General features: G+C 59.6%; 25 protein-coding genes. 17 read left to right on the top strand and 8 right to left on the bottom strand.

Annotated elements, in window-relative coordinates; all coding sequences use genetic code 11:
• Nucleotides 1-17: 17 nt before the first annotated feature.
• Nucleotides 18-1,169 carry a GGDEF domain-containing protein gene (locus tag JDW18_RS01980; RefSeq protein WP_218242094.1) on the top strand — a complete coding sequence of 384 codons (1,152 nt, stop codon included), beginning with the start codon at nucleotides 18-20 and terminating at the stop codon, nucleotides 1,167-1,169.
• 26 nt (nucleotides 1,170-1,195) lie between these two features.
• On the opposite strand, the gene JDW18_RS01985 is transcribed toward JDW18_RS01980, so the two are convergent.
• Entirely contained in the window at nucleotides 1,196-2,581 is a 1,386-nt protein-coding gene (locus JDW18_RS01985) for a GGDEF domain-containing protein (protein ID WP_218242095.1), read from the bottom strand.
• A gap of 286 nt (nucleotides 2,582-2,867) precedes the next feature.
• Complete coding sequence (gene tgt, locus JDW18_RS01990) at nucleotides 2,868-4,040, bottom strand: tRNA guanosine(34) transglycosylase Tgt (protein WP_218242096.1); 1,173 nt, start codon at nucleotides 4,038-4,040, stop codon at nucleotides 2,868-2,870.
• 121 nt (nucleotides 4,041-4,161) lie between these two features.
• On the opposite strand from tgt, the gene JDW18_RS01995 reads away from it, so the two are divergent.
• Nucleotides 4,162-4,626 (top strand): universal stress protein, encoded by a 465-nt coding sequence (locus JDW18_RS01995; protein ID WP_218242097.1) that lies wholly within the window; start codon nucleotides 4,162-4,164, stop codon nucleotides 4,624-4,626.
• 61 nt (nucleotides 4,627-4,687) lie between these two features.
• Here the strand turns inward: JDW18_RS01995 and JDW18_RS02000 are convergent, their stop codons facing one another.
• On the bottom strand, nucleotides 4,688-5,119 hold the full coding sequence (locus tag JDW18_RS02000) for a hypothetical protein (RefSeq protein WP_218242098.1): 432 nt from the start codon (nucleotides 5,117-5,119) through the stop codon (nucleotides 4,688-4,690).
• Nucleotides 5,120-5,209: 90 nt separating this feature from the next.
• Nucleotides 5,210-5,725, bottom strand: a complete 516-nt coding sequence (locus JDW18_RS02005) for a MarR family winged helix-turn-helix transcriptional regulator (protein ID WP_218242099.1) — start codon at nucleotides 5,723-5,725, stop codon at nucleotides 5,210-5,212.
• Between the two features lie 125 nt (nucleotides 5,726-5,850).
• Between JDW18_RS02005 and JDW18_RS02010 the strand changes: the two genes are divergently transcribed.
• From JDW18_RS02010 to JDW18_RS02040, 7 genes are all read left to right on the top strand, one after another.
• On the top strand, nucleotides 5,851-8,163 hold the full coding sequence (locus JDW18_RS02010; RefSeq protein ID WP_218242100.1) for a bifunctional salicylyl-CoA 5-hydroxylase/oxidoreductase: 2,313 nt from the start codon (nucleotides 5,851-5,853) through the stop codon (nucleotides 8,161-8,163).
• 160 nt (nucleotides 8,164-8,323) lie between these two features.
• Nucleotides 8,324-9,094 (top strand): SDR family NAD(P)-dependent oxidoreductase, encoded by a 771-nt coding sequence (locus tag JDW18_RS02015; protein WP_218242101.1) that lies wholly within the window; start codon nucleotides 8,324-8,326, stop codon nucleotides 9,092-9,094.
• Nucleotides 9,095-9,116: 22 nt separating this feature from the next.
• Nucleotides 9,117-9,971, top strand: a complete 855-nt coding sequence (locus JDW18_RS02020) for an enoyl-CoA hydratase family protein (RefSeq protein WP_218242102.1) — start codon at nucleotides 9,117-9,119, stop codon at nucleotides 9,969-9,971.
• Between the two features lies 1 nt (nucleotide 9,972).
• The gene (locus JDW18_RS02025) at nucleotides 9,973-11,136 is read left to right on the top strand and encodes an acyl-CoA dehydrogenase family protein (RefSeq protein WP_218242103.1); all 1,164 of its coding nucleotides are present in this window, start codon (nucleotides 9,973-9,975) and stop codon (nucleotides 11,134-11,136) included.
• A gap of 51 nt (nucleotides 11,137-11,187) precedes the next feature.
• Nucleotides 11,188-12,810 (top strand): benzoate-CoA ligase family protein, encoded by a 1,623-nt coding sequence (locus JDW18_RS02030; protein ID WP_218242104.1) that lies wholly within the window; start codon nucleotides 11,188-11,190, stop codon nucleotides 12,808-12,810.
• 78 nt (nucleotides 12,811-12,888) lie between these two features.
• Nucleotides 12,889-13,350 carry an acyl-CoA thioesterase gene (locus JDW18_RS02035; RefSeq protein ID WP_218242105.1) on the top strand — a complete coding sequence of 154 codons (462 nt, stop codon included), beginning with the start codon at nucleotides 12,889-12,891 and terminating at the stop codon, nucleotides 13,348-13,350.
• Between the two features lie 2 nt (nucleotides 13,351-13,352).
• Nucleotides 13,353-13,745 carry a RidA family protein gene (locus JDW18_RS02040; RefSeq protein ID WP_218242106.1) on the top strand — a complete coding sequence of 131 codons (393 nt, stop codon included), beginning with the start codon at nucleotides 13,353-13,355 and terminating at the stop codon, nucleotides 13,743-13,745.
• 229 nt (nucleotides 13,746-13,974) lie between these two features.
• Here the strand turns inward: JDW18_RS02040 and JDW18_RS02045 are convergent, their stop codons facing one another.
• The 3 genes from JDW18_RS02045 to JDW18_RS02055 form a co-directional block, all read right to left on the bottom strand.
• A complete protein-coding gene (locus JDW18_RS02045) occupies nucleotides 13,975-15,177 on the bottom strand; it encodes a phospholipase A (RefSeq protein WP_218242107.1) in 1,203 nt (400 codons plus the stop codon).
• A 32-nt stretch (nucleotides 15,178-15,209) separates the two neighbouring features.
• On the bottom strand, nucleotides 15,210-15,536 hold the full coding sequence (locus JDW18_RS02050; protein WP_246610220.1) for a hypothetical protein: 327 nt from the start codon (nucleotides 15,534-15,536) through the stop codon (nucleotides 15,210-15,212).
• Between the two features lie 117 nt (nucleotides 15,537-15,653).
• Nucleotides 15,654-17,726, bottom strand: coding sequence for an ATP-dependent helicase (locus JDW18_RS02055; protein ID WP_218242109.1), 2,073 nt, complete (start codon nucleotides 17,724-17,726; stop codon nucleotides 15,654-15,656).
• Between the two features lie 286 nt (nucleotides 17,727-18,012).
• On the opposite strand from JDW18_RS02055, the gene JDW18_RS02060 reads away from it, so the two are divergent.
• From JDW18_RS02060 to JDW18_RS02080, 5 genes are all read left to right on the top strand, one after another.
• A complete protein-coding gene (locus JDW18_RS02060) occupies nucleotides 18,013-18,747 on the top strand; it encodes a hypothetical protein (protein WP_218242110.1) in 735 nt (244 codons plus the stop codon).
• Nucleotides 18,744-19,310, top strand: coding sequence for a GTP-binding protein (locus tag JDW18_RS02065; RefSeq protein ID WP_218242111.1), 567 nt, complete (start codon nucleotides 18,744-18,746; stop codon nucleotides 19,308-19,310). Before JDW18_RS02060 ends, JDW18_RS02065 begins: the two co-directional genes overlap by 4 nt.
• Nucleotides 19,307-19,705: a roadblock/LC7 domain-containing protein gene (locus JDW18_RS02070; RefSeq protein WP_218242112.1), complete on the top strand. Its 399-nt coding sequence runs from the start codon at nucleotides 19,307-19,309 to the stop codon at nucleotides 19,703-19,705. Before JDW18_RS02065 ends, JDW18_RS02070 begins: the two co-directional genes overlap by 4 nt.
• Before the next feature lie 86 nt (nucleotides 19,706-19,791).
• Entirely contained in the window at nucleotides 19,792-20,151 is a 360-nt protein-coding gene (locus JDW18_RS02075) for a hypothetical protein (protein ID WP_218242113.1), read from the top strand.
• A 183-nt stretch (nucleotides 20,152-20,334) separates the two neighbouring features.
• Entirely contained in the window at nucleotides 20,335-21,294 is a 960-nt protein-coding gene (locus JDW18_RS02080; RefSeq protein WP_218242114.1) for an AEC family transporter, read from the top strand.
• A 135-nt stretch (nucleotides 21,295-21,429) separates the two neighbouring features.
• Here JDW18_RS02080 and JDW18_RS02085 read toward each other — a convergent pair whose 3' ends face one another.
• Nucleotides 21,430-22,116, bottom strand: a complete 687-nt coding sequence (locus tag JDW18_RS02085; protein WP_218242115.1) for a hypothetical protein — start codon at nucleotides 22,114-22,116, stop codon at nucleotides 21,430-21,432.
• A gap of 647 nt (nucleotides 22,117-22,763) precedes the next feature.
• Between JDW18_RS02085 and JDW18_RS02090 the strand changes: the two genes are divergently transcribed.
• The 3 genes from JDW18_RS02090 (at nucleotide 22,764) to JDW18_RS02100 (ending at nucleotide 25,537) form a co-directional block, all read left to right on the top strand.
• Nucleotides 22,764-23,549: a transposase gene (locus tag JDW18_RS02090; protein WP_218242116.1), complete on the top strand. Its 786-nt coding sequence runs from the start codon at nucleotides 22,764-22,766 to the stop codon at nucleotides 23,547-23,549.
• 60 nt (nucleotides 23,550-23,609) lie between these two features.
• Nucleotides 23,610-24,760 (top strand): IS3 family transposase gene (locus JDW18_RS02095; RefSeq protein ID WP_218239616.1). Its coding sequence is split into 2 segments (ribosomal slippage): nucleotides 23,610-23,856 and nucleotides 23,856-24,760, totalling 1,152 coding nucleotides; the frame shifts between segments, so codons are not numbered across the junction.
• Nucleotides 24,735-25,537, top strand: a protein-coding gene (locus JDW18_RS02100; protein ID WP_425514791.1) for an IS5 family transposase whose coding sequence is annotated in 2 segments (ribosomal slippage) — nucleotides 24,735-25,065 and nucleotides 25,065-25,537 — 804 coding nt in all. Because the reading frame shifts where the segments join, the coding sequence is not laid out codon by codon here. Before JDW18_RS02095 ends, JDW18_RS02100 begins: the two co-directional genes overlap by 26 nt.
• Nucleotides 25,538-25,544: the final 7 nt, after the last annotated feature.

Genomic DNA, 25,544 nt, shown 5'->3' on the forward strand with positions numbered 1-25,544 from the left:
GTTTCAGTGAGTTGACCATGGGCCAGGCAACAAATAAGGAAAACGCAGAAAACCAGGCATGCTCTGCATGGGGCCGGGGCTGGGCCCATTTCGTCCCCTGGCTGCTGCAGGTGGCATTTGTGCTGCTGCTGACGGCGGTCAGCATCAGCGCTCTGCAGTGGAGTCTTTCCGGGCTTCTCAGCTGGTCGCTGGGCTGGGCGGTGGCCTCTGCTGTGTGGTGGGGGCTGTGCCGCAGCCAACAGTCCAGCTGGCCGCTGGTGGGCTACGGTGTCTTGAGCAGTCTGGCCGCTGGCGCCCTGTGGTGGGCACAGCCCGCATTCTTTTCGCTGGCCTTGCCGCTGTGGTTCTCTGGCTCGGTCATGCTGCTGTGGGGCTGCAACCCCTTTCCCCGGCTGCGCCAGTCAGGCCTGATCTTGGCGGCGGCGCATGTGCTGGTGGCTTTGCTGGCGGTTGTGCTGACAAGCCCCCAGACTGAACGATTTTTGCAGCCCTATCAGGTGATCGCCTGGGTTCTGGTTCTGATGGCCCATGCAGGCCTGGCAGCTGTCGCGCTTCATTGCCAGACTTTGCGCGCCAGGCAGGAGATTGCGCAGCTGGAGCTGCAATGCATCGCGCTGCAGCAGAAGTCTGAGGAAAAAGCTTCTCCCACAGATCCACTGACCGGCGCCGACAGCCTGCCCCGCATTACAGAATTCATCAACCAGCTGCGCGAACGTCATGCGCGCAAGACGGAAACCTTCTGTGTGGCACTGGTTGAAATGGACCCCTGGGTACCGCGTGCGCAGCAGCTTTCCAGTGCCAGAAGCACGCCGCTGGAGCAGCAGGTGCAGATGATGCTGGGAGGCTTGCTCAGCGCCCAGATTCGCTCTGTGGACAGACTGGGGCGCCACCGGGCAGCCGCTTTCTGTCTGGTGCTGCCGGATACCAACTCCATGCAGGCTATCTGGGTGCTGCACCGTATTCGCGCCAGCATGCGCTATGGGGAATGGAAAGACATCGAGACTCTGGGCCAGAGCAGTCATCACCACCCCACACTGACCATTTCTGTGGCCGAGTACCTGAAGGGCGAGACGGCAGAGCAACTGCTGAACCGTGCAGACATGGCACTGCAGCATGGCCGCTCTCTGGGCCTGGATCAGATCGTGATTGCCGAAGACCTGAACTTTTAAACGCGAGTTCAGCGCATGTTTGAAGGCTACAGAAAACGGGCTTCGAACCGGTCGCGCCCCTGGCTCTTGGCCTGATAGAGCGCGGTATCCGCTTCCTGCAGCAACTGGCTGAGCTGGTGAGGCGCTTCCATGGTCTGCACATGAACCAGGCCGATGCTGACAGTCGCCTCAATCTGGTGAGGGCCGCAATCTACCCTCAGCTCTCTGGTTGCCTGATTGATGCGCTCGGTGATCTCCACAGCGGCTGTCCGGTCCACCTGCGGCAGCACTGCAGCAAATTCTTCCCCGCCCAGGCGCCCCACGGCATCCTGAGGGCGCAGGTTCTGCATCAGCAGCTGGCTGAAGCTGCGCAGCAACTGATCTCCTGCAGCGTGCCCATAGCTGTCGTTGACGCGTTTGAAGTGGTCCAGGTCCAGCATCAGCACCGCTGCCGACTGCCCGGCGTGGCTGCTGCGGTCCAGCAGCCGCTGGCCCCGGTGCAGCAGGGCAGAGCGGGTCAGCACATCGGTCAGAAAGTCGTAATTCACGGCACGGCTCAACTGGCGCATCAGCGCTGAGCGCGATACCTGTGCGCTGGCCACTGCCAGCGGGCCCAGAATCAGCATGCACAGCCCGAGGCGGAAGGAGACGGTTTCCAGAAAGTGCTCTGGCGTAAAGGAAAAAAACGCCATGGAAATCGCCAGAGTCTTGCTCAGGCACAGCGCTGATGTGATGAGCGTCAGCGTGAATACCCGGTAGCTCAGCGCGCACCACAGCAGGGCAGGCAGCGAAAATGCCAGCGCCCCGGGCCCGCCCATCCAGTAGCTGCTGGCCTCCAGTGCAATGACTGCCAGCAGCGGAAAGGCCTTGAGCCATAGCGGGCGAGCGTCGTTCATCCGATGCGGCAGCTGGCGGGTGGGCCAGGCCAGCAACGGTGGCAGCACGATCATGTAATTCATCCACTCGCTGCTGATCCACATGGAAAACGCCTTGAGCGGTGGTGTGCCGAACACGGCGCTCAGCACCGGGCCGCCTATGCATGCGGAAGCCAGAGACGCCGTGCCTGTGCCCAGAAACAGCAGCAGGGCAGAGGCCTGGCGCTGCATGAAGATGGTTTCCTGGCTGCGCTGGCGCATGATGAGCCAGGCGCAGCCCACACCCGTCATATTGGCCATGCTGAGCAAGATCGCCACATCGGGGCGGCTGTCTGTCAGCAAGTCGGCGCAGATATAGCCCAGTAGCACGGCCAGCATGGCCCCGGGCCGCAACCAGTCAGGGCGGTGCAGCAGACAGCCCAGCAGCAAGGCATTGGCTGGCCAGAGCGAGGACAGAAAGCCAATGGGCCTGGCCCATATGCCTAAAAGAGAGGCGGCAAATACCATGCCGCCCAGCATGACTGCCGCTTGCAAGGAGTCTTTGCTGTCCTGGTGCATGGGAGCGTTGAGAGGAGGATGGGCGGTGGGCACCTAGGTCAGTAAGTGAGGCCTTCGATGCACTAACCGCTTTTAATGTGACAAAATTTTAACAGGAATCATTCACTCTCTTATGTGCATATGGTCAATTGCAACGCAAATTGACGTATTTTTTCAATTGATAACGGCAATTTTGGGTATTTGAAGCGTTCTCACTCGCCAGCTCGTCAGAAAAGGCTGCCCATATGAAAAAAGCCAGAGCAATGCTCTGGCTTTTCAATGAATGCCGCAGATCAGTGCAGCGGCTTCACACACCGCGTGCGCGGTCTTCCTTGAACTTGGCGCGGAACTGGGCGAAGGTGCCTGCATCCAGCGCGTTGCGCACTTCCTGCATCAGGTTCAGGTAGTAGTGCAGGTTGTGGATGGTGGTCAGCATCGGGCCCAGCATTTCGCCGCAGCGGTCCAGGTGGTGCAGATAGGCACGGCTGAAACCGTCGCGGCCGCCGTCGTCCCAGCTCACGCCGCTCTTGCCCGCGCAGGCGTGGCAGGTGCAAGTGGTGTCGATAGGCTGGTGGTCCACCTTGTGGCGGGCATTGCGGATCTTCAAATCGCCATAGCGGGTGAAGATGGTGCCGTTGCGTGCATTGCGGGTGGGCATCACGCAGTCGAACATGTCCACGCCGTCGGCCACGCCTTGCACCAGATCTTCGGGCGTGCCCACACCCATCAGGTAGCGGGGCTTGTTGGCGGGCAGCAGATGCGGCGTGTGGGCCATGATCTCCAGCATCTCGTCCTTGGGCTCGCCCACGGAGACGCCGCCCACGGCATAGCCGGGGAAATCCATTTCCACCAGCGCCTGCAGCGACTCTTCGCGCAGGTTGGTGAACATGCCGCCTTGCACAATGCCGAACAGGGCGTTGGGGTTCTCCAGGCGCTCGAACTCTTCCTTGGAGCGCTTGGCCCAGCGGCGGCTCATCTCCATGGATTTGCGTGCTTCGGCTTCGGTGGTCTTCTTGCCGTTGGTCTCGTACGGTGTGCACTCGTCCAGCTGCATGACGATGTCCGAATTCAGAATCGTCTGGATCTGCATGCTGACTTCGGGCGACATGAACAGCTTGTCGCCGTTCACCGGGCTTTGGAAGTGCACGCCTTCCTCGGTGATCTTGCGCATGGCGCCCAGCGACCAGACCTGGAACCCGCCCGAGTCGGTCAGGATGGGCTTGTCCCATTTCTCAAAGCCGTGCAGGCCGCCAAAGGACTTCATGATGTCCAGGCCGGGGCGCATCCACAGGTGGAAGGTGTTGCCCAGAATGATCTGCGCGCCCATTTCTTCCAGGCTGCGGGGCATCACGCCCTTGACGGTGCCATAGGTACCCACGGGCATGAAGATGGGGGTCTGGACCTTGCCGTGGTTCAGGGTCACGGTGCCACGGCGGGCGTGGCTGGTCGGGTCGGTTTTGAGAAGGTCGAACTGCAGCATAGCCCGCCATTTTCCCAGATGCCCGGGGGCGCTGCTGCAATGGCCTGTTCTTGACCTATGTGCTCTCCCTGTTTTTGCCACCTGGGCCTACACTGATCTGCAAGACAACAAGGAGAGCCAGATGGTCAAGATCATGATTGCGGTAGATGGTTCAGAGGCTGCGCTGGAGGGCGTGCGTCATGGCATCAAGCTGATGCAGCAAGGGCTGGATGCTCACTTTGTGATTGCGCATGTGCAAAAGGAAGCATCCTTGCTGGAGTTGGCCACCACAGATTCAGACCTGATTGCCAACGCCAGCATCGAAGCCGGGATGGACCTGGTCGCACCCGCTCAGGAATTGCTGAAAGCCGCAGGCGCTCAGTACGAGGTGGAAATCAGTCTGGGAGAGCCTGCGAACACGCTGATCGACATTGCCGAGAGCACCGAGTGCGAGCAAATCATCATTGGCGCAACGGGGCAGGGCGGGCTGGGCAGTATTTTGATTGGCTCAGTGTCCCGGGAAATTGCGCGGCATAGCCGCTTGCCGGTGACGATCGTGAAACTGCCTGAAATCATTCAGGTGGATGAGGTGGACGAAGCGTCCTGATTGCTCATCAATTAATAGCTTCTTGCGTAGTAAATAAAAGGGCTTGAGGCTGATTTGAATCTTATGCGGCGTAGCGCTTCTGCGCCTGCTCACGGTGCTGCCAGTGGCCGTGAGTGCTGGCTTTTCGAGGGCTCATCTTGCCGTGGGGCATATGGGCCAGCCGGGCCAGCAACCAGCGGCAATAGCCCTGCACGCTCAGGCACTTGTTGAGCTCTTCTTCCGGCAGTGGGCCGGCAACCACGACCAGCCTGTCTGCTTCATCCCAGTCGCCTGCCATGCGCAGGCGCCGCTGCGCGCCCATGGCCCAGGCATTGATGCGTGTGGGGTGGCCGTGCTGATGCACGCGACCCGTGACGCGGTCAAAGGCAATGGCCACCAGTTCGCTCTTGAGACGATACGGTCGCTCGCCGGTGATGGCGTTGGGCGCATCACGCATGTCGTACAGGTAGTAGTGCCCCGATCTGAGCTGATATCGCAGATGCCGTAAATCCATGAACCATGCCCCTCAAAGCGTATGCACGCAGGACTGCGTGCAGGGCATTCTCCATGAAATAGCGTGCGGATGGTGTTTTTTGCGGCGGCCCTAGCCGCCATCGGCAGGGCTGAGCACAAGGCGCAACTGGCCCAGCTGTTCGTACAAGCTCTGCGCCTGCTCCTGCCCCAGTGGGGCCAGCAGCTGTTCAAGCCACTGCTCATGCGCAGCAGCCATGGTCTTGAACTGCTTTTTTCCAGCGCGGGTCAGTCGCACGGTCATGGAGCGGCGATCTTCCTCATCGGCCACACGCTCTACCCAGCCCTCGGCTTCGAGCTGATCGGTCAGCCCCGTCACATTGCCGCCCGTCACCATCAGGTACTCGGACAGCGTCTTCATGCGCAGCCCCTTGGGAAAGCGGCTGAGCTGCGCCAGATAGTCAAAGCGCGGCAAGGTGGTGCCGAATTCGGTACGCAGCTGGGTGCGAATCACCTGTTCAATCTGCGTGCTGCAGGTCAGCAGGCGCAGCCACAGGCGCACCGCCTGATGCTCGTTGTGCGAGAGGCCAGCTTCCCGCCCCAGAGCTTCTGGCGCAGAAGAGCAAAGATCGGATTGGGCTTTGTCCATGGCTTCAATGGTGCGCAGGCTGGCGCGTTATGACTTCAGGGTTAGGCCCGATTCTAGTGAAAATTTCATGCATTAATAATTTAGACATAAAGTAATTTTCAACGAGCCTGAATCGGATCCTTGAGATGAAAATTGTCTGCATAGGTGGTGGCCCCGCGGGCCTGTATTTCGCGCTGCTGATGAAGCAGATGAACCCCGCGCACGATGTGACGGTGGTGGAGCGCAACAAGCCTTACGACACCTTCGGCTGGGGCGTGGTGTTCTCGGACGCCACCATGGACAACATGCGCGAATGGGACCCTGTCACCGCTGCGCAGATCGAAAAAGCCTTCAATCACTGGGATGACATTGAGCTGCTCTTCAAGGGGCGCAAGATTCGCTCAGGTGGCCACGGTTTTGTGGGCATAGGCCGCAAACATCTGCTCAACATCCTGCAGGCGCGCTGCGAGGCGCTGGATGTGAAGCTCGTTTTCGAGACCGAGGTGCAAAGCGATGAAGACTATCCCGACGCCGATCTCATCATTGCCAGTGACGGTGTGAACTCGCGGATTCGCACCAAGTACCAGGACATCTTCAAGCCCGATATCGTCACCCGCCCCAACCGCTTTATCTGGCTGGGCACCAACAAGGTGTACGAGGCATTCACCTTTGATTTTGTGCGCACAGAGCATGGCTGGTTTCAGGCCCATATCTACAAGTTCGACGACAAGACATCGACCTTTATTGTCGAGACCACGGAAGAAACCTGGAAGGCCAGCGGTCTGGAAAATGCCGATCAGGAGCAGTCCATCGCTTTCTGCGAAAAGATTTTTGCGGACAATCTGCAGGGCGAGAAGTTGATGACCAATGCGCGCCATCTGCGCGGCTCGGCCTGGATCAACTTCAACCGTGTGGTCTGCGATCAGTGGTCGCTGAAAAATGCCCAGGGCAACCACGTGGTGCTGATGGGCGATGCTGTGCACACGGCGCACTTTGCGATTGGCTCGGGCACCAAACTGGCGATTGAAGATGCGATCGAGCTGGCACGCCAGTTCAAGATTGCGGGCGACACCAAGGAGCATATCCCCGAGGTGCTGGATGCCTACCAGGCGGTGCGCCGCATCGAGACGCTGCGCATTCAGAACGCGGCGTGGAACGCCATGGAATGGTTCGAGGTTTGCGGCAAGCGCTATTGCGACCAGCTGCAGCCAGAGCAGTTCATGTATTCCATGCTGACGCGCAGCCAGCGCATCAGCCACGAAAACCTGCGCTTGCGTGACGCAAGCTGGCTGGGTGGCTATGAAAAATGGCTGGCTGAGCACAACGGTGTCAAGGTCGATGGCAAGGCCCCGCCACCCATGTTCCTGCCCTACACGCTGCGCGGCGTGACGCTCAAGAACCGCATCGTTGTCTCGCCCATGGCGCAGTACTCGGCGGTGAATGGCGTGCCCGGTGATTTCCATCTCGTGCATCTGGGGGCGCGCGCCATGGGCGGTGCAGGTCTGGTGTTTGCAGAAATGGCCTGCGTCAGCCCCGAAGGCCGCATCACCCCGGGCTGCCCTGGCACGTACACCGAAGAACAAAAGCAGGCCTGGAAGCGCATCAGCGACTGGATTCATACCAACACCGACGCCAAATTTGCCATGCAGATCGGTCATGCGGGTGCCAAGGCATCGACCCGGCTTGCCTGGGATGGCACGGACATGCCGCTTGAAGAAGGCAACTGGCCCATCATGGCGGCGTCAGAGCAGCAATATCTGCAAGGTATGAGCCAGATTTCCAGGTCCATGACGCGTGCCGATATGGACGAGGTCAAACAGCAGTTTGTACACGCCGCACAGATGGCCGCAGACATTGGCGTGGACTGGCTGGAGCTGCACTGCGCGCACGGCTATCTGCTGTCCAGCTTTATCTCGCCGCTGACCAATCACCGTACCGACGAATATGGCGGTAGTCTGGAAAACCGGCTGCGCTATCCGCTGGAAGTATTCAAAGCTGTGCGCGCTGTCTGGCCTCAGGATAAGCCCATGTCGGTGCGCATCTCTGCCCACGACTGGGTGCCCGGCGGCATTACGCCCGATGATGCGGTGGAGATTGCCAAGGCCTTCAAGGCGGCGGGTGCCGATCTGATTGACTGCTCATCAGGCCAGGTCAGCAAGGAAGAAAAGCCCGTGTTTGGCCGCATGTTCCAGACACCGTTTGCCGACCGCATTCGCCAGGAAGCAGGCATTGCCACCATGGCCGTGGGCGCCATCAGCGAGGCCGATCACGCCAACTCCATCATCGCCGCAGGCCGTGCCGACCTGTGCGCCGTGGCCCGTCCGCATCTGGCCAACCCAGCGTGGACGCTGACTGAGGCTGCCAAGATTGGCTATACGCCCATCGTCTGGCCCAAGCAGTATTTCGCTGGAAAACGCCAGATGGAAAGCCTGTTCGAGCGTGAAAAGGCACAGAGATGAAGCACCCCCTGAGCGGCTGTGCCGCTTCCCCCTCTCTCTACGCGCTGCGCGCTATGGGAGGGGTACGCAGCCTTCGCTGCGGGGCGGCGCGGCCGGCTCAGGCCCTTGCTTGGCTGCCTTGGCTTGGAGTGCGCCAGTTTCGTGGGCTATGGAGAACTAAATGACAGGTGGTCTGAACGATCAGCATGCGCTGGTAACCGGCGCGGGCCAAGGCATTGGCGAGGCAATCGCGCGTCAGTTGCTGGCGCAGGGGGCACGCGTCACGGTGCTGGGCCGCCGCGCTGAGACGCTGCAAAAGCTGGTGGCAGAACACCCACAGCAATGTCAGATGGTGCTGGCTGATGTGGCCGATGAAGCACAGGTAAAAGCCGCATTTGAGCAGGCTGTAAAAGCGCAAGGCGCTATCAATATCTTGATCAACAACGCCGGGCAGGCCAGCAGCGCACCGTTCATGAAGATGGATGCCGCGCACTGGCAGCAAATGCTGAATGTGAACCTGACCGGCACCATGCTCTGCATTCAACAGGTGCTGCCGGGCATGGCAGCCGCAGGCTACGGGCGCATCGTCAATGTGGCCAGCACAGCGGGGCTGGTGGGCTATGCCTATGTGGCGGCCTATGTGGCAGCCAAGCATGGCGTGGTGGGCCTCACACGTGCGCTGGCACTGGAATTTGCCAGGAAGGGCATTACCGTCAACGCCGTGTGTCCGGGCTATACCGAAACTGAAATCATGACGCAAAGCATAGAGCGTGTGGTCGCCAAGACGGGGCGCACGGCTGAAGAAGCCATGGCCGAGTTTGTCAAAGGCAACCCGCAAGGCCGTTTGGTGCAGCCGCAGGAAGTGGCGGATGCCGTGCTGTGGTTGTGTGGAAAAGGCGCGAGCGCGATTACCGGCCAATCCATTGCCGTCGCTGGCGGCGAGGTCATGTGAACAAGAATTTGTGGAGACAAGCATGAGCGAATACACCATCGACCCCGGCCTGGCGGCAGGCAACCGCAAGCCGCTGGCGGGCTATCAGGCTGAGCACTTTCTCTGGCAGGTGGCAGATGGCGTTGCCACCATCACGCTCAACCGCCCGGAGCGTAAAAATCCGCTGACCTTTGAGTCGTATGCAGAGCTGCGCGATCTGTTCCACAACCTCAAATGGGCCAACGATGTGCAGGCCGTGGTACTGGTAGGCGCGGGCGGCAATTTCTGCTCGGGCGGCGATGTGCATGAAATCATCGGCCCGCTGGTCGCGCTCAAGGCTCCTGAGCTGCTGATGTTCACCCGCATGACGGGCGAGCTGGTCAAGATGATGCGTGCCTGCCCGCAGCCCATCATTGCTGCCGTGGATGGTGTGTGTGCCGGTGCGGGCGCCATCATGGCCATGGCGTCAGACATGCGTCTGGGCACAGCGCGCAGCAAGACAGCGTTTCTGTTCAACCGCGTGGGGCTGGCGGGTTGCGATATGGGCGCCTGCGCTTTTCTGCCGCGCATCATTGGCCAGGGCCGCGCCAGTGAATTGCTGTACACCGGGCGTTCTCTGGGGGGCGAAGAGGGCGAGCGCTGGGGCTTTTTCAACCGTCTGTGCGAGCCCGAAGCCGTGCTGGCCGAGGCGCAGAAGCTGGCCGCTGATCTGGTCGCGGGCCCCAGCTTTGCCAACGGCATTACCAAGACCATGCTGCACCAGGAATGGGCGATGACGATTGAGCAGGCGATTGAAGCCGAGGCGCAGGCACAGGCCATCTGCATGCTGACCGAAGATTTCTCTCGCGCTTATCACGCCTTTGTGGCCAAGCAAAAACCTGTATTCAAGGGGAACTGAGATGGCCGATACCAGCTATTTGAAGTGGCCGTTTTTTGAAGCACGCCATGCCGACATGGCAACGGCGCTGGATGCCTGGGCCGCGCAGCATGTGGCCCATATTCACAGCGATGACAACGACGCCGATTGCCGCCAGTTGGTCAAGGCATTGGGGCAGGCAGGCTGGTTGCGCCATGCCGTAGCAGGCACTGCCAATGGCGGTGCGGGTGAGCATATTGACACGCGCACCATTTGCCTGATTCGTGAAATCCTGGCGCGCCACAACGGGCTGGCCGACTTTGCGTTTGCCATGCAGGGGTTGGGTTCAGGGGCAATATCGCTGGCAGGCAGTGATGCGCAAAAGCAGCGTTATCTGACCCGGGTTGCCAGTGGCGAAGCGATTTCGGCGTTTGCGCTGTCTGAGCCTGATGCGGGCTCAGATGTGGCAGCCATGGCTTGTGAAGCCAAGCTCGATGGCGATCACTATGTCTTGAATGGCGAGAAAACCTGGATTTCCAACGGCGGCATTGCTGATTTCTATGTGGCTTTTGTGCGCACGGGCGAGGCGCCTGGCGCGCGCGGCATTTCGGCGCTGATTGTGGATGCGGGAACGCCCGGTTTTGAGATTGCCGAGCGTATCAACGTCATCGCTCCGCACCCGCTGGCGCGCCTCAAATTCACCAACTGCCGTGTGCCTGTGTCGCAGCGTGTGGGTGCTGCGGGTGAGGGCTTCAAGGTGGCCATGCGCACGCTGGATGTGTTTCGCACATCCGTGGCCGCCGCAGCGCTGGGCTTTGCGCGCCGCGCCATGGACGAGGCCTTGCAGCGCGTCACCAGTCGAAAGATGTTTGGCGGCGTGCTGGCCGACTTCCAGCTGACGCAGGCCAAGCTGGCGCAGATGGCCACCATGATCGACAGCGCCGCGCTGCTGACCTACCGCGCCGCATGGCAGCGCGATCAGGGCGAGAACGTAACGCGTGAAGCGGCCATGGCCAAGATGACAGCCACCGAAAACGCCCAGCAGGTGATTGATGCCGCAGTGCAAATGTGGGGCGGCATGGGGGTGGTGAGCGAGCAGCCGGTGGAGCGGCTGTACCGCGAGATTCGCGCCCTGCGCATCTACGAAGGCGCGACCGAGGTGCAGCAACTCATCATCGGTCGCGATCTCATCAAAAGTTATAGCTGATAGCGCAATCCAGTCCTGCACAAACCACGGATTTGATCGAGAGGTGGGTTCATGTCGAACACTGTTTCATACAGCGCGCATATCGATACCTTTGCAGCCGACAATCTGCCGCCGCCCGCGCTGCAGCCCGAGTTCATTTTTGAGCTGCCAGAGCTGCAATTTCCCGAGCGACTGAACTGCGCGGTGGAGTTGCTGGACAAGCATGTGCGCGAAGGCCGTGGAGAGCGCCTGTGCATACAAGCCGAAGGCCTGCGCTGGACTTATGCTGACTTGCAGGACAAGGCCAACCGCATTGCCAATGTACTGACGCAGACCTTGGGCCTGCAGCCTGGCAACCGCGTGCTGCTGTGCGCGCCCAATAACCCGATGATGGTGGCGGCCTGGTTTGGCGTTATCAAGGCTGGTGGCATTGCCGTGGCCGCCATGCCGCTGCTGCGTGCCAAGGAGCTGGGCACGATTGTCGATATCGCGCAGATCAGCCATGCGCTGTGCGATGAAGCGCTGCGTGCCGAGGTGCAGGGGGCGCAGCAAAAGTCAGCCACGCTCAAAGCCGTGCGCTTTTTCAACAGCGGTGCCAGCGACGGGCTGGAAGCGTTGATGGCGCAAGCTTCTGGCAATTTCACCGCGGTGGATACCGCCGCCACCGACACCTGTTTGCTGGGCTTTACCTCGGGCACCACGGGCGTGCCCAAGGCCACCATGCACTTTCACCGCGATGTGATGGCTGTGTGCGCCTGCTGGCCGCAATCCATGCTGCGCGCCAATGCCGACGATGTGTTTATCGGCAGCCCGCCCATGGCGTTCACCTTCGGGCTGGGCGGGCAGGTGCTGTTTCCTATGTCGATTGGTGCATCCATGGCGCTGCTGGAAAAAGCCAGCCCGCCGCTGCTGCTGGACGGCATTGAAAAATTTGGAGCCACCGTCGTCTTTACCGCACCAACTTCTTATCGAGTGATGGCGCAGCAGGGTGAGCGTGTGCGTGCCAGCAAGCTGCGCAAATGCGTATCGGCGGGCGAGGCGCTGACGGCATCGACGCGCGCGCTGTGGAAAGATGCCACGGGCATCGAGATCATTGACGGCATTGGCTCTACCGAGATGCTGCACATCTTTATCTCGCACCACGAGGACGATGCCAGGCCCGGTGCCACTGGCAAGGCCGTGCCAGGCTACCGTGCCAAGGTGGTCGACGACGATGGCAAAGAGGTGCCCGTGGGCACGGTGGGCAAGCTGGCGGTGCAAGGCCCCACGGGCTGCCGCTACCTCAACGATGAGCGCCAGACCAAATATGTGAGCCGGGGCTGGAACCTGACGGGCGATGCCTACCTGATGGATGCAGACGGCTACTTCGTCTATCAGGCCCGCACGGACGACATGATTATTTCGGCGGGCTACAACATCGCCGCGCCTGAGGTGGAAGATGCCTTGATGGCTCACGCCGCCGTGGCCGAATGCGCAGTGATTGGTGTGGCTGACAGTGAGCGCGGCCAGATCGTCAAGGCCTTTGTGGTGCTGCGTGCGGGCCATGCGGCGGACGATGCAATGGCTAAAACCCTGCAGGATTTTGTGAAGAGCACCGTGGCCCCCTACAAGTATCCGCGTGCCGTGCAGTTTGTCGACCAGTTGCCGCGCACGGCCACCGGCAAGCTGCAGCGCTTTCGTCTGCACGGGCAATGAATACTATGAATTTGATAGCTGCTAGCGATTTATCAATGAGTGCTACAGACTAATTTGATTAAAAGAATGAGTGAAGAGATGAATAACGAGAACCTCGCCGCCAGGCGCTTTGTGACCCAGGTTCCCATACGGTTTGCGCACTGTGATCCGGCGGGCATCATCTTCTTTCCGCAGTATCTGGTGCTGTTCAACGGGCTGGTGGAAGACTGGTTCAACCAGGCGCTGCAAGTGTCTTATGCAGACATGGTGCAAAAAGACCAGATTGGCCTGCCCATCGTGCACCTGGAGTGCGACTTTCGTGCCATCACCCGCATGGGCGAGGTGGTGGAACTGGGGCTGAGCATTGAAAAGCTGGGCAACCGTTCGCTGACGCTGGCGGTGGATTGCACAGGCCCGGACGGGCAGTTGCGCCTGACTGCGCGCAAGGTGCTGGTCTTCACCAGCCTGCAAACCCATCAGGCCATCAGCGCCCCTCTTCCTATTCGCCGTGCCATGGAGCACTGGTCAGGCCCCTCGAAACCATCACAAGAAAGGACTTGAGCATGCAAGTACTGTTGCCACCGGGCTGGCCCCGGCCCAAGGGTTATGCGAATGGAGTGTCCGTCAGTGGCCGCCAGATCTATGTGGCGGGCATGATTGGCTGGGATGCGCAGGGCGTGTTTCACACCGATGATCTGGCGCAGCAGGCCCGCCAGGCGTTGCAGAACATTGTGGAAGTGCTGGCGGCAGGCGGTGCCAAGCCCGAGCACATTGTGCGCATGACCTGGTACATCACCGACAAGAAGGAATACCTGGCCCAGCAGGCCGAGATCGGCAAGGCCTACCGCGAGCTGATTGGCTCGTTCAGCGTAGCCATGACGGCTGTGCAGGTGGCGGCCTTGATTGAAGACCGTGCCAAGGTGGAGATTGAAGTGACGGCGGTGGCGCCGGAGTGACTCTGTTTTTAATAGCTGCCAGCGCTTGATTTGATGGGGCTTCAAGATGAAATGCCTTGAAATTCATCAATGCCAAGCGCAGCAAGCTATCAAATATGAATCAGGCGCCAATCTGCAAAACGGGTGCGGCCCAGGTAAGGGGCAGCGAGGAAGGGTGCCCCGCACCGAAACTGACTTCCTCCGTTGAGGGGGAAGGCGCGGAGCCGCCTGGGCACAGCGCCTCAGGGGGCTAGAAATCCAGCAAGCTGAAGCCCACGCTCAAGACCGTGCGCTTCTTGTTGTAGTCGATCATGCTGTCGCCATAGCCGCTGAACAGCTGTACGTGCAGGCGCAGATTGCTCTTGCCGCCATTCCAGCCTTCGCCCAGCGTGCGCAGCCATTCAACGCGGCCAGAGCCTTTGCCTTTGCCCAGTGAGCCGCGGGCGGTGACGCCTACATAGTTTTGTTCGTTGACGTTCCAGCCCAGACGAACCTCACCGCGACCGATGTAGTCCTGGATGTGGGGGTTGTCGTCATCCGCAGCGTTTTCGCGCAGACGCTGCCAGGCTTTCAGGTGCAGCTGCCAGCGGTTGCCCAGCTCGGCACCGGTCATCAGATACCAGCGGTTCCAACTGCGCGAGAGAGGCTCGCTCTGGCCGTTGGACTGGTGTGACAGGCCGACGCCCGAATAGCGCCAGCGCCAGCCAAAGGGTAGCTTGGCATCGGTGGGGTAGACGTAGAAGACTTCAGGCTCGTGATCGGTGGCGCGGAAGGGGCGGGAAATATCGCCGTTGAACAGCTGCCAGTACGACTGCTGGGTGTAGCCGAACCACAGCGAATCTTTGCCTGCCGAGGTGGGGCCGGTCAGCAGGCCCGATGCAACCTTGGTACGCGCTGACAGTTGCAGCCGCATCTCGTGCTTTTGATAGGGCTGCTCATTGGCATAGCCGCGCGTGGGCGAATAAGGCTGCTGGTTGACTTCGCCCGCCGCCACCACCGAAACGGACAGGGGGCGGTAGCCGCGAAAGTTGAACGTGCCGCAGTCCGTGCCGGGCTCCAGCTCGTAGTAACGCGACAGCTCGCTGTAGCGCGGGTCACGGCAGCCGCCGTTGGTAGGGGTGGCGGGCAGTGCCAGGCCCTGAGCTTGATCCGGGCTGCCTGCATTGGCCACGGCGGCGGGTGCAGGCTGGGCGGGGGCTTCGGCGCTGCGGGTCGCTGGCGCTGTCCAGCCTGTGGCGGGTGGGGGTGTCAGTGGCTGCTCGTGCTGGGCCCAGGCGTCAAAGCAGGCCAGACGGGCTTTGTTGTCCGTTGTTGCTGCGCACTGGCGCCAGCCTTGTTCTGGCGGCGGCAACTCCGTTTCGGCGGCCATTGCGGGTGCTGCACTGCCAAGGCAGGCGAGGGTGAGGGCCAGAGGCAGAGGCTTGAACAGAGAGTGAGACGGGTTGGCTGGCATGGTGGTGAAAAGGTGTGCAGGTGACGAAGGGTTCAGGGCTGCTTTTGAATCACGAAGTCCTGGGGGGCATCGTCTTCAGAGGCGCTAAAACTGCCGCGAATTTCCCGGCCGCAGCTGGCAGGGCTGGCCTCTCCCAGCCAGGTGCCGGTGATGTGCGTGCCATCTGCACTTTCTTCCAGTGTGATTGTTCCGTTGTTGAGGTCGCCGACCATGGGGTGGGATGAGGCCAAGCCAGCGCGCTCAACCGAGCCTTTGACCATGCCTTGCCACTCCGGGTGCGGCCCAAGCACCAGGCGAACCGATTCACTCTGGTGGTTGATGGAGCCTACCCACTCGCCCTGCAACTGCTTGTCAGTCATTGCCCAGCCTGCGGGGCAGGCGCTGCTTTCCTGAGCGGTGTTTTGTGCTGTAGCGCCCATTAAATATGCGCTGCTAGCTATGAAAACGAGAGTTTTAAGAGTTTTCATGGACTGTTGTCAGTTGGCTGCATCTGGCGTTTGCTGCGCTTTGCGGGCGGCAAACTCCTCGCGCAGTTTGCGCAGTTTTTCACGCGGGTCTTCTTTGGCAGTGGCTGCATCCAGCCCCATTTCCTTGATGAAGCGGCTGGGCATGCAGGCCACCATTTCGCGGCCTTTTTTGCGGCGCTTGGTCCAGCTGACGGCCAGTGTGCGCTGGGCGCGGGTGATGCCCACGTACATCAGGCGGCGCTCTTCCTGCAGGCGGGCGGCGGTTTCGTCGCTCACTTTCTGCTGGCGGCCATCGTCGTCATCAAGTTTGAAGGGCAGCATGCCCTCGGTCACGCCCACCAGCATGACGTGGGGCCATTCCAGACCCTTGGAGGCGTGCAGGGTTGAGAGGATGACCATGTCCTGCTCTTTCTCACGCTCGCTGATGGTGGAGAGCAGGGCAATGTTCTGCGAGACTTCCAGCAGGCTTTTGACCTCGGTCTGCGTGGTGGTGCCTGCCGCATCTTCGATCTGGCCGCCAGCGCGCTGGGCCATCCAGTCGCAGAACTCCAGCACATTGCTCCAGCGGGCGGCGGCCACGGATTCGCTGTCTTCGCTGTCGTACAGATACTGCTCGTAGCCGATCTCCTTGAGCCAGTCCATCAGAAAGGCGCGGGATGCATCCACGCCCAGCGTATGGCGGGCGCGGTATTCCAGGTCGTTGATGTAGCGGCCAAACTCCAGCAGGCTTTCAAAGGCCTTCTTGGGCAGGGCGTCTTCCAGCATCGAATTGAACAGCGAGCCGAACATGGACAGTTTGTGCGCGCCCGAAAACTCGCCCAGCTTGCCCAGCGTGGTGTGGCCTATGCCGCGCTTGGGCGTGCCGATGGAGCGCAGGAATGCCGGGTCGTCGTCGTTGTTGATCCACAGACGGAACCAGGCGCACAGATCCTTGATTTCCGCACGGTCAAAGAAACTGGTGCCGCCCGAGACCTTGTAGGGAATATTGAGCTTGCGCAGTGCCTTCTCGAAAGGCTTGGCCTGGTGGTTGGCGCGGTACAGGATGGCCATGTCCTTCCACGCCGGCTGCGGGTTCATGCTGGCGCGCAGGCTTTGAATGCGGGCGGCTGCACGCTCGGCCTCGTGCTCTTCGGTATCGCAATCGACAATGCGCACGGGCTCGCCCTCGCCCAGTTCCGAAAACAGCGTCTTGGGGAACAGCTTGGGGTTGGGGCCGATCACATTGTTGGCAGCGCGCAGGATGGCGCTGGTGGAGCGGTAGTTCTGCTCCAGCTTGATGATCTTGAGCTGGGGAAAATCGATGGGCAGCTTTTTCAGGTTGTCCAGCGTGGCCCCGCGCCAGCCGTAGATGGACTGGTCATCATCGCCCACGGCAGTGAAATGGCCGCGCTCGCCCACCAGCATTTTCAGCAGTTCGTACTGAGTGGCGTTGGTGTCCTGGTATTCATCGACCAGCACATGCCCTAGCAGACGCTGCCATTTTTCGCGCACATCGGGATGGCCTTTGAGCAAACGCATGGGCATGCCGATCAGGTCGTCAAAGTCCACGCTCTGATAGGCGGCCAGGCGCTCTTCGTAGCGCTGCATGATGAGCGCAATGCTGCGCTCGTTGTCATCCTGGGCCATGGCCAGCGCCTTGCGGCTGTCCCAGCCATCGTTCTTCCAGCCGCTGATGGTCCATTGCCACTGGCGGGCGGTTGCTGCATCGGTGGTGCCGCCCGCACAGTCCTTGAGAATGCCCGTCACATCGTCCTGGTCTAGGATGCTGAACTGGGGCTTGAGGCCCAGCACATGCCCATCCTCGCGCACCATGCGCACGCCCAGCGAGTGAAAGGTGCAGATCAGCACTTCCTTGGCCTGGCGGCCAATCAGGCCGGCAGCACGCTCGCGCATTTCAGCAGCGGCCTTGTTCGTAAAGGTAATGGCCGCAATGCGGCGCGGAGCCATGCCGTTTTCAATCAACCGGGCAATCTTGTGCGTAATCACCCGGGTTTTGCCCGAGCCCGCTCCGGCCAAGACAAGGCATGGTCCTTCGGTGTAGTGCACGGCCTGGAGCTGAGCGAGATTTAGTCCAGCAGACATGAAACAGATTGCTCCTTCATCCTCAAAACAAGGTCTGGGAGGATACCGCTTTGCCATGAAGACTCCTGAGGCCGACTGTCACAACTGACAAATTGAAGGGGTGGAGTGAGGCATGCACCTACATTTCTGACGGACGCGGGGCAGGATAATTGTTGTAAGAAGGTGTTGACTTCAGTGTCAAAAATTGTTGAATGCAGTGTCAGCTACTTGGGTGATCAACGCATTGTTGCTATTGTTTCGAAATAGCAATTTATTTCGACTATGAACAACAGGCAGGGCGATTTGCATGGCGAAAACCATTGGTGAGGTCAGTTGGGCGGCGCAGTTGTGGACGCCCGCAGTGCAGCAGCGCTTCGAGGCGTTGTTTGCCGTGGCATCGCGCAAGTCGCTGTCTGGCTGGCGCCAGGTGTCAAGCGATTCGGCAGAGGTCTTGATTCTGGATGGCTCGGTTCCCACTGCCGCGCCAGATGCCAAGACTTCCCCCTGTGTGGTGTACGTGGGCGGTGAGGCTTCGGCGCAACCGCTTGGGCGCTCTTCACAAGGCTGGGCTGCGCATCTGGATGTGGAATTCACGCTGTCCGATCTGATCGACATGCTCGATCGCGCAGCCGTCTTTTTGATGGACTGGAAAGCCCGCCAGAAGGCGGCGGTGGTGCTGACCCTGCAGCGCGCCATGGCGGACCTGAAAGAGCAGGGGCTCAATTGCCCGCACCGCTTTCAGCTCAAATCCTGGGTGGCTTTGCCAGGCAGCGCCAACACGGCAGAAAACATGCGCGCACTGGCCTTGATGTCGCGTGGGCCGATTGCGGCGCAGTCACTCAGCGATCACTCCGGCATGGAAGTGCCCCAGCTTATTTCCCTGTTGTCTTTGCCACAGGTTCAGGCAGTATTGCGCTGCAGCTTGAAAACTGCAGAGGCTTCCAAGTCTCAGGCCACTAAAAATACAACTCCAGCGACTTCGGTCACACGCCAGTGGGTGCAGAAGCTGACCGGCTGGATTACGCGCGGAGGGCGTACATGACATCTTTCATCCCCACGCAGCCCGGACAGGGCCTGCTGCGGGTAAGCCTGCTTGGCCCCATGGGCATAGGCAAGACTACGGCACTGCACAGCCTTTGTGGCCAGCTCATGGCCGGCAGCGACGTTCCCAATCTGGACAAGGGCGCCCACGCCAAGGAATTCACCACGGTGGGGGCTGAGTTCGGTGAAATCGATCTGGGGTCTGGCGAGCGACTGCAACTGGTGGGCAGTCCCGGGCAGGATCGTTTTGACTTTGTGCGCCGCTGGGTGCTGTCGGCATCGGTGGGCGCGCTGCTCATGGTGGATGTCAACGACAGCGATGCGCTGGATTACGTCAGCGAGATGCTGGGCGGCGTGGCAGAGCTGGAAACAGCGCCACTGCTCATCATTCTGAGCTGCCGTCCTGCCAGTGGCGATCAGCTGGAGGCGTTCAGCGCCGCCTTGATGTCCCGTGGACATCCCATGGTGCCCATTGTTCAGGCCGACCCACGTGACCGTCAGCAGATGCTTGATGCTCTGGGCGTGCTGGCCTCGCTGCTGTCCTTGCAAAGTCAGACTCTATGAAGACCAATACACCCCTCGTTATTCCTGCTGACGTGGTTCAGACAGGGCACGAAATTCTCCAGCGCATTGTGGCCCCCGTGGATGGTGTGCGCATCGCGCTGCTGTGCACGCCCGATGGCTTCGAGATCACGGCATTGCGCATTCGCAGCGAGCTGCCGACCGAGCGCCTGTCGGCCATGGCTGGCTCGCTCATGGCCATGGCCAAGGCGGTGGCCAATGAAATCGGACACAAGGATTGCAAGCGCCTGACCTTCGAGACGGAGTCAGGCACGGTAGTGTTCCAGGCAGTAGGCGGCCAGTTCCCGGCCGTGCTGTGTCTGGTTGTGGATCAGAACGCCTTGCTAGGACGCGCACTCTGGGCGGCCGGTGAGGTTGCAACCGGGTTCATGCCCTGACCGGTGGATCGCGGTCGTTCTGAGTTTCAAAGTGTGCGCATTGATCGCACGGGTTCCTGGCTTCGCATTTTTCAAAAGGTGGATTTATGGCATCGATTCAAGACTCTCTGAACGCTTTGATGACTGCGGATGGCGCTGTCTGTGCGGCTCTGGTCGACAGCACCAGCGGTATGCTGATGGGCAGCGTCGGCAGCGGCGTGGACATGGAGCTGGCTGCAGCTGGCAATACCGAAGTGGTGCGAGCCAAGCTCAAGACCATGCGCATGCTGAATCTGAACGATCAGATCGATGACATCCTGATCACACTGGGCAAGCAATACCACATCATCCGTCCCGTGGTGGCCAACGAAGGCGTGTTCTTCTACCTGGTGCTGGACAAGGCCCGTGGCAACCTGGCGCTGGCCCGCCGCAAGACTGCGGATGTGGAAAAGGAACTCAAGCTCTGATTGGCTTGCACCTTCACACCTCAGCAAAGCCTGCCCTGTGCAGGCTTTGTTGTTTCCGGGCTTTCCGGCGTCCAGCCTTTTCTTTGCACAGCTTCTGCTCTTCTCTCTGCGCGACGGCAGGCTGCAAATAATTTCAGGTGTCTGCAGCGCACCATCTGACCGCTGTGCCTGCACAATTTGCCGGTGCTGTCTGTTCTTCTCATCACCTTCCCCTTTTTCGCGCTGGTCGCCTGCGGCTTTATTGCCACCTGGCGCGGCGTGCTGCCGCAGGTCGCCATTCCGGGGCTCAACGCCTTTGTGCTGTACTTTGCGCTGCCCTGCATGCTGTACCGCTTTGGCGCGCAAACGCCGATTGCACAGTTGCTGGATGCACAGGTCACGCTGATCTATCTGCTGTGCGCCGTGCTCATGGTGGGCGCTACCGTGGCCCTGACCCGCAAGCGCATGGGCTGGAACGACGCCGCCTTTGGCGCGCTGGTCGCAGCCTTCCCCAACACCGGCTTTATGGGCGTGCCCATGCTGGTGGCCCTGCTGGGCGCGCAAAGCGCAGGGCCGGTGATCGTGACCATGGCCATAGACATGGTCATCACCACATCCGCCTGCATCGCCCTCTCGCGCCTTGATCTGGCGGGCGGGCAGGGTCGAAACGGTGTCTGGACGGCGGTGCGCAACTCCCTCAAAGGCATGCTCTCCAACCCCATGCCCTGGTCGATCTTGCTGGGCGGACTGGCATCGGCCATGGGCTGGGTGCTGCCCGGCCCGGTGGACAAAACCGTGGCCATGCTGGCCGGAGCTGCCTCGCCCGTCGCACTCTTCACCATTGGCGCAGTGCTTGCGCGCTCTCAGATGAATAGCAATGAGCGTGTGTCCGCTATGGACTATGTGCCAATTGCGCTCGCAAAGCTGGTCATTCACCCCCTGCTGATATGGGGGGCGGGCATGGCGGCCATCTCTCTGGGCATGCAGCTCAAGCACGAAACGCTGGTGGTTCTGGTGCTGCTGGCGGCCCTGCCATCGGCCAGCAATGTATCGCTGCTCACCGAACGCTACGGCGCCCACAGCGGCCGCGTGGCCCGAATCATTCTGGTGTCGACCAGTCTGGCGTTTCTGACCTTCTCCGGCGCTGTGGCCTTGATGGTTTGACAAAAATAATAGCGGCCTGAGCGTACCCAGTAAGCGCAAGCCGCTGTTTTGAATGTTGTTTGATAAGTCGGCTGGAATTTTAGTCTGCTGCTATTGACCTCAGCGGATGGTCAAACCACTAACGCTTGATTCAGGCTAAGGCAGCTGTGATTTGGAGGGGGTGAGAGGCGCTGTTGCTGGTTGAGTGTTAGGAGCGATGCGATCTGCAAGTTTTGTGGCCGCGGCACCTAGTACTGCCCCGAGGATTGCTGAAACTACTGCAACAATGATGCTATCTGAATTGCGCTGGAAGAAGCTCCTGCCATCCTTGGGCTCATGAGTGAGTAGTAATCCGTGCTTACGCAACTGAATAAAGTTGATCCAGATGTACCAAGCAAATATCAGCCCCATGGAGCTGATGAAGCCCAACTGCATAGACTTAAGCGCAGGAACGTAAGTCAGGACTTGCAAAAAAAACATGAGCGGGAGAAGCCGAGAATCTTTGTACAGGGCTCTAGGTGATCTTTCTGCAGCTGAAAGGATTGTGGCAATACGCGCAAAAAGGCCGGATGACACCAGATCATCACTGCTCGCATAAAGGTGCACCGACATGGGAGAAAGCTCGAGAGTTAGATACGGATGCCGGGTGCTTATCTTTAACTCTCGAGGGCTCTTGCCTAGCAAATGACCTGCAAGCTCGTCGACACTTTCATACTCATTGCGATCTGCGATGATTTTTACATCTTCCGCTGGGGCAAGGATCGTGATGATCTCTCGAAGCCCATCGAGACGCAGTACCAAGGGAGAAAAATAACGCGATTGGGACGCTTCAAGTCGCTTCAATTGCGGCCTCCTAAAGCGTAACTAGATTCAGATGGCAGGAGGAACAATGCTCGTCACTCTTATAAGAAAAAGAAAGAATCTATCCGTAATGATGAGGGCGGGCAATCGCAAGCCAACTTTTTAGGCAGACCTCAAATTCCGAATCGAGGCCTGCTATTAGTCATCAAAAGTCTGTGATGGAATGACTGTTATGGGGGCAGAGTCAATAAGCGCCAAACAATCCCAACCAAAAACAATAGCGACCTACGCATACCCCGTAAGCGAATACCGCTGTTTTGGCTAAATATCGCAAATCAAGCACACCCCAGCGCCAGAGACAGCCAGCAAGGGCCGCCCCGCAGCGAGGCTGTCGTCCCTCTCCCATAGCGCGCAGCGCGTAGAGAGAGGGGAAGGCGCGTCAGCGCCTCAGGGGGAGTTTCTTAGAGTCGCTTGTATGTTTACGGTGTCGGGGTGAGGGACAAGAGTCGCTATCGGCTGTTTGCGCAGACCGACTGAGTTAGATCCCTCCCACCCCACCTCATAGCGTCGATAAGGAACTGAGCAGCACGTAGCCATCAGGCTGCGTGACTGCCGATCTGAAGGCAAGCCAACGCACGTAGGTGGAACAGGCACCCCGACAAGCCATTGTCTTTGTTGGAGGTGCTGTTATGCAAACGACCTTTATCGGAGTGGATGTCTCCAAAGCGGAGTTGGTCATCAGCGTTGGCGATCAAGCTGCCGTGAGCGTGACCAATGACACATCTGCGATCATGCGCTGGTTGGCCTCGTTACCCCAAGATTGCTCTGTCGCCATGGAATCTACAGGGCGCTACCACTTGCTGCTCGCACAACTGGCTTTGCAAGCAGGGCTGAATGTGTATGTGCTCAATGCCCGGGATGTGTTCTTTTATGCCAAGGCACTGGGCGCCAGGGCTAAAAGCGATGCTCTGGACTGCGTGGTGATTCGGCGCTATCTGCAGGAGCATGTTCAAAGCCTGTATCCCTGGCAGCCTGGCACACCCGTTCAGCAGCAGCTCCATCTCTTGCTGACTCGACGTGCGCAGCTTAGCGCGCACCAGGCAGCCTTGAAGCAGACGCTCAAGGCGGTTGACTTACCCGGGCCGCAGATGGTGCACTTGATGGAATCGTTCAAAGCCCTGCTGCAGGCCATTGATGAGCAGGTTGTGCACCTGATCTCCAGTGACGACGCCATGCACCAAGGCTGCCAGCGACTGCAGTCGATTACAGGGATTGGCCCACAAACCAGTGCACTGCTGACAGAGCTTTTAAGTCGCCTGCACTTTGCCAACTCGGACGCACTGGTTGCCTATAGCGGGCTGGACCCTCGTGCCAATGACTCTGGCACAAAGCGTGGGAGGAGGCGTTTAAGCAAACGAGGCCCAGCCTTGCTGCGCAGGCAGATGTATCTGGCCGCATTCGCTGCCAGCCACTGAATCGCCCCGGGTTTTCTAGACACTTCTGAGCCTCAATCCCGAGGCCCAATAGGAGGTGCCATGAGTAAGCCTAAATATCCAGACGAATTCAAGATCGAAGCCATCAAGCAGATCACACAACGAGGCCACAAGGTCGCTGACGTGTCACAGCGCCTTGGCGTTAGTCAACATAGCCTGTATCAGTGGCTGAAGACGCATTCAGGGCCTCCCGCAGAGCGACAAGCTCAACTTACGCAGACAGAAGAGTTGCGCAGACTAAAGTCCGAGCTCAAGCGTGTGACCGAGGAGCGTGACATCCTAAAAAAGGCCGCAGCGTACTTTGCCAAGCAGCTCGGGTGAAGTACGCATTTATTCAGAAACATGAGCACGAATACAGCATTCGTAGCATGTGCAAAGTCATGGTGGTACATCCCAGCGGGTATTACGCTTGGAAAGCTGAACCCGTCAGCCCACGGGCTCGGGATGATCTGCGACTGCAAGGTTTGCTCAAACAAGCCTGGCTTGAAAGTGGTGGTGTGTACGGCTACCGCAAGCTCACACTGGACATGCGGGATCTGGGAGAGCGCTGCGGTAAACACCGCGTGGCCCGTTTGCTCAAGCTCCAAGGGCTGCGTTCGCAAACGGGATACCGGCGCCGCCCTGGGATGCGCGGAGGCAAGCCCGCCATAGTTGCCCCTAACCACCTGCAGCGCCGCTTCGCTGTGGATGAGCCCAATCAATCGTGGGTGACCGACATCACGTACATCCGCACTCACGAGGGATGGCTGTACCTGGCAGTGGTGGTTGATCTGTTCTCCCGTCTGGTCGTGGGCTGGTCCATGGGCAGCCGCATCGATACCGACTTGGTACTCGATGCACTACTGATGGCTCTGTGGCGTCGTCGACCTGATCAGGCGGTCATGGTGCATTCGGATCAGGGAAGTCAGTTCACCGGGCATGACTGGCAGGACTTCCTACGAGATCACAACCTAGTCTCCAGCATGAGTCGCCGCGGTAACTGTCATGACAACGCAGTGGCCGAGAGCTTCTTCCAGTTGCTCAAGCGCGAGCGAATTCGTCGCCAGATCTACACGTCGCGCGAGGACGCAAGGGCAGATATCTTCAACTACATCGAGATGTTCTACAACCCAAAAAGGCGTCACGGCACTGCAGGAGATATTTCTCCGATAGAGTTCGAGAAACGCCATTCCCAACGGCTTAAAAGTGTCTAGGGAATCCGGGGCGATTCAGATTCCCGTATTTACACCATCAGTCAAAGGCGGTGCACGCAAGCTTGGCGTGAGCAATGAGGCAGCCCTCAATGGCATCCTATTTGTGCTTCACACCGGCATTCCATGGGCAGACCTACCTCTTGCCTTGGGCTACGGCAGCGGCATGACCTGCTGGCGACGTCTACGCGATTGGAGTGCGGCAGGCGTGTGGGAGCAACTTCACCAAGCCATGCTCGTGCGACTACGTGAGCACGACCAGATTGATTGGAGCCGCGCCAGTATTGATGGCTCATCGGTGCCAAGCCCCCGGGGGGCCAGGAAACGGGCCCAAACCCCACCGACAGAGGCAAACTAGGCTCCAAACGTCATCTCGTTGTGGATGCTCGGGGCATTCCGTTGGCTGTGCTTGTCAGTGGTGCTAACAGACATGATTCCATGCTGTTCGAGCGCTGCATGGATGCAATTCCTGCTATCAAAGGTTTGCAAGGCCGCCCTCGCAGGCGGCCTTACAAACTTCATGCAGACAAAGGCTATGACTACCGACGCTGCAGAGCACATCTAAAGAAACGAGGGATCCTCAGCCGCATTGCAAGGCGAGGTGTCGAGAGCAGCGAGAAACTGGGTAAACATCGCTGGGTCGTGGAACGCACCCACGGGTGGTTTGCAGGCTTTGGAAAGCTGCGAATCCGCTTCGAGAGGCGACTGGACATACATCGCGCCTTACTCAAATTGGCTGCAGCAATCATCTGCTCACGCTTCGTGGATAGGTGGTGTTAGGTTCTAT

The organism is Comamonas fluminis (assembly GCF_019186805.1).
Taxonomy (GTDB): Bacteria; Pseudomonadota; Gammaproteobacteria; order Burkholderiales; family Burkholderiaceae_C; genus Comamonas; species Comamonas fluminis.